At 42.4% G+C, this 4,060-nt stretch carries 4 protein-coding genes; all 4 read left to right on the top strand.

Features of this window, described 5'->3' with window-relative positions; all coding sequences use genetic code 11:
* On the top strand, positions 1-966 hold a 966-nt coding region (locus ACTHS3_RS10525; protein WP_440367925.1), incomplete at its 5' end, for an IgG-binding virulence factor TspB family protein.
* A 1-nt stretch (position 967) separates the two neighbouring features.
* A complete protein-coding gene (locus tag ACTHS3_RS10520; RefSeq protein ID WP_049336921.1) occupies positions 968-1,246 on the top strand; it encodes a DUF2523 domain-containing protein in 279 nt (92 codons plus the stop codon).
* Positions 1,247-1,273: 27 nt separating this feature from the next.
* Entirely contained in the window at positions 1,274-2,437 is a 1,164-nt protein-coding gene (locus ACTHS3_RS10515) for a zonular occludens toxin family protein (protein ID WP_440367924.1), read from the top strand.
* A 538-nt stretch (positions 2,438-2,975) separates the two neighbouring features.
* Entirely contained in the window at positions 2,976-3,926 is a 951-nt protein-coding gene (locus tag ACTHS3_RS10510) for an IS110 family transposase (RefSeq protein WP_049336919.1), read from the top strand.
* Positions 3,927-4,060: the final 134 nt, after the last annotated feature.

The raw sequence follows: 4,060 nt of genomic DNA, 5'->3' as shown, positions 1-4,060 counted from the left end.
TTTGGAATTAATTTAAATGGTTCAAAAGATAATACATTGGATAACTCTCCTGCTTATTTAGGTCGTTTTGTATCTCATGTTGATATCGACATTCCTAATTCATCACCTTCAAGAATTACTGTTAGCACTCCGTCAGATAAACATGTTTATGTTTATTACAATTCATATAAAGAAGGTACAGTTCCAGAAGAAAAAAAAGAGAAACTCGCACAAAATCAAAGCCAAGTAAAACCTGAAGATTTCATGCTGACACAAAAAGAAATGTTAGACATTTTAAAACGCATGCTTGAAAACAATAAGACAAACCATGCCGAGCTGATGAATCAACTGGCAAAAATGGGTGTTATGAATCAATCTGCCGAGCCAAGCACATTTAGTCCAGATACCGCGCTTAGTGCGCCCTATACCCCTGAAGGCAGTGGCACCCCACAACAAACAAGATTCAAAATGAATCAAGACGGCACTGTAGGCGTTGATTATGTGCCACGTCCAGATTTAAAGCCAAACAGTCCGGAAGCGCCGAATAAGCCCGAAAAGACAACACCGAGCAGACAGGAGAGTCCGGACACGCCAAACGCACCAAATAGCCCTAATTCTCCAAATACACCGAATGAGCCGAACAGTCCGAATAGTCCAAACAATCAACAAACGCCGAATCAAAAAGAAAATGGCCTTTGTTCGCTGTTTCCAAACATCGCAGCGTGTGCAGATATGGGAAATGCAGAAGAAAAAGATCTAAACATTCCGCAAAACGATCAAGATATAGGCACTCTGAAACCGTTGGAACACTTTCAGACGGACGGTGTTTGTCCAAGGCCACAATCATTTGATTTTGGATTGTTTGGCCGATTCGAAATGGGATATGACACAATTTGCGACATTTCCCGAAAAATCAGGCCAATTTTGATTTTAATATGCATGATAAGTTGTAGCTGGGCGGCATGGTCGGCAGTCAAGGAGTTGTAACATGTGGAGCAAATTATTAACTGCCGTATTGACAACCGTAGCAGGAAAAATCATGGCCGCGTTTGGTCTGTCGTTTGTAACTTATGTAGGGGCAAACGAACTGCAACAACAGTTATTAAGCTATGTAACAAATCAAATAGGCGGTATATCTGATGATGCCTTACAAATACTTTATATAACAGGCATGGGGGTTTGTCTTAATTGGATATTTGGCACTTTCGCATTTATTGCATCGCTTAAATCGTTTGCCAAACTCTCCGCAGTTATGTCAAAAAAATAAAACAGATAATTAAAAAGGAGATAAAAAATGTTGTATCTGATAACAGGTGTACCCGGTTCGGGCAAAACATTAAAGATGATCTCAGACTTGATGACAAGAGACGATTTAAAAAACCGTCCGCTTTACCTTGACGGAATTCCCGAAGTTGACGGCCAAATCATCCCTAATCTGCCGATCCCTGATGGAGAGACCATGCAGACGTGGCACAAATGGGCACCTACTGGCGCGATCCTCGTGATCGATGAGTGTCAACGCGTATTCCGTCCACGCCCAAGCGGTTCAAAAGTCCCCGATTATGTTGCTGAGCTTGAAACACACCGACATAAAGGCATAGACATTTTTTTATTGACACAACACCCACGGCTTATAGATGCCAACGTCAGAAGCCTGATAGGTCATCATTGCCATATCGGCAAAACCAGCCTAGGCGTTAGGCGTATGGTCGAATGGGAAAGATGCGCCAACCCCGAAGCAAACGGCGATATAGCAAACGGCGTCAAAAGCGTTTATAAACTCGATAAAAAAGCATTTGGCGTTTACAAATCGGCCGAAGAACACACAAAAATCAAAACCAAACGAAGTAAAGTGATATTTATTTTACCTTTGGTTCTTATAGTAATTATATTCAGCATGTTTATTGCATATGGCAGTTATAAAGACATATCAAAACCGATAGAGGTCAAAAAAACAACCGAAACAGACAGCAACCAAACCGCACAAAACACACAAACGGCACAACCCCAAATTGAACAAAGCGGCCAATATCCCCAACAAGAGCCGAAAATAACCGAAAAAGAGGAAGAAAAGCCCTATATCACACCGCAAGACTACGAACCAAGAATAGCAGAGCGTCCCGAAACCGCCCCGATTTACGACGGCATGAACAAAGCCTTTAAAGCCATGCCGTGGCCGTCTGCCTGCATCAAATCCGAAAAAGGCTGTAACTGCTATACCGATCAAGGCACAAGAATAAAAGAGATCAGCAAAAAAACCTGTGTCCAATATGTAAATGACGGCCTGCCCTTTAACCCCTACAAGACAAAACAGCCCGAAACGGCGGTAACGGCAGCACCAGCGGAACAGCACGAAACGCCTCAAGTCTTGACAATGGGTGGAAAGAGTCCGCAAAATTTGATGTATGACGGATACGAAGAAAAAGCCCTAAGTAACGAGGGCGGAAAGGTTAATTAGTGAATTCGGGTATAGCTTTTTTATTAGGGATTTGGGCTGCAACAACATATGAGCGTAAAGGCTGGCGAGGATTTTTTAAATATTTCGTTCTGCCGATGTTCATAATATCGTTAATAGGAGCAGCAGTAATTATTTATTATGGATATAACATAGCCAAATAGCCCACACAAACACAAGTCAGGGGGAGGACGTCCAGAAAGTTTTGTAAAGGCGCGTTTTTTGCCTTTATAAAACTTTTTGGATACCCCTTGACGCTAGCCCACCCAAAAACGCTATTAGCAAGGGTTGGGGCGGTTTTTTGCGCCAACCCCTGCCACATGGCGAATGTCGCCGAAGGCAAGCACACGATAAGCTTCAAGCCCTGAACGTGAAACCAGCATTTTCAGGGCTTGGCGTTTGACGAAACACCAAGTAAAGCCCACGACTTCGAAAGCACGGCCAAAGCCATAGCTTGTAAAAAAGATAGAAGCGTGGGCTTTCGTACATCTGAAGTTTGAACACTATCTAGGGCGCAACCCGAATTCATAAGGTAAAACACATGTACTTAGGCATAGACGTATCAAAACTCACAATAGATTGCTGTCTCATTTCAGACGGCCAAAACCATGAAAAGAGATTCAGCAACAACCCGAAAGGATTCCAACTACTTACAGACTGGCTAAAATTTCATCAAATGACTTCAGAGCTGCATTGCTGCTGCGAAGCCACCGGAACATATTACGAACCGCTAGCCCATTATTTACATCAGCATTACACCGTTACGGTCGAGAATCCGCGAAGAATAAAAGGGTATGCCATAGCCGAACTTCAACGAAGTAAAACCGACAAGCAAGATGCAAGACTAATCGCACAATACTGCCAAGACCGGAAACACAAACTGAAAGCATGGATACCGCCGTCACAAGAACAGAAACAGCTCCAAGAACTAGCCCGATATTTAGACCATCTCAAACAACAACGTGCGACCGAAACCACCAAACTGCACGAAGCACCCGACTACATTGCCCCGCATATCAAAACCACCATTGAAAATCTGAGCAGCCAAATACGTGACATCAAAAAGCAACTGCTCCAGTTCTACAAGTCTCATCCCGATTACAATACGCAACGCAAACGCCTAAAGACCATTACGGGCATAGGGGAACAAAGCGCAGCAGTATTGCTTTCCGCCTACAAAAGACACCCTTTCTCCAACCAAAAGCAGTTTACTGCCTATCTCGGTTTAGACCCACGCAAAAACCAATCAGGAAGCAGCGTAAACGGCAAAAGCCGAATATCGAAAATCGGCAATGCCGACATCAGAAAAAGCCTGTATATGCCCGCCGTAGTTGCTTATCGCTGTAACGTCTTTTCCAGTTTCGTAAACAGATTAAAAGTCAAAGGAAAGCCCATAAAACTCATACTGATAGCCATCATGCGCAAACTTGCCGTGATAGCTTTCAACTTATTAAATAACGGTCAAGATTTTGAGCCGGAAAGATATAAATGAAAAATTAAACCAGGCTTTCGCCGGCGATTTTTAATTTACTGAAAAATAAATAAAAAAATAAAGAAATAAAAAAAAAACAATAAGTATAAAAAAATAAAATATTTTATATGTATGATATTGTAGAGTGAGTATAA

This window comes from Neisseria sp. P0009.S007 (assembly GCF_051962515.1).
This window is presented reverse-complemented; position numbering and strand designations above follow the sequence as displayed.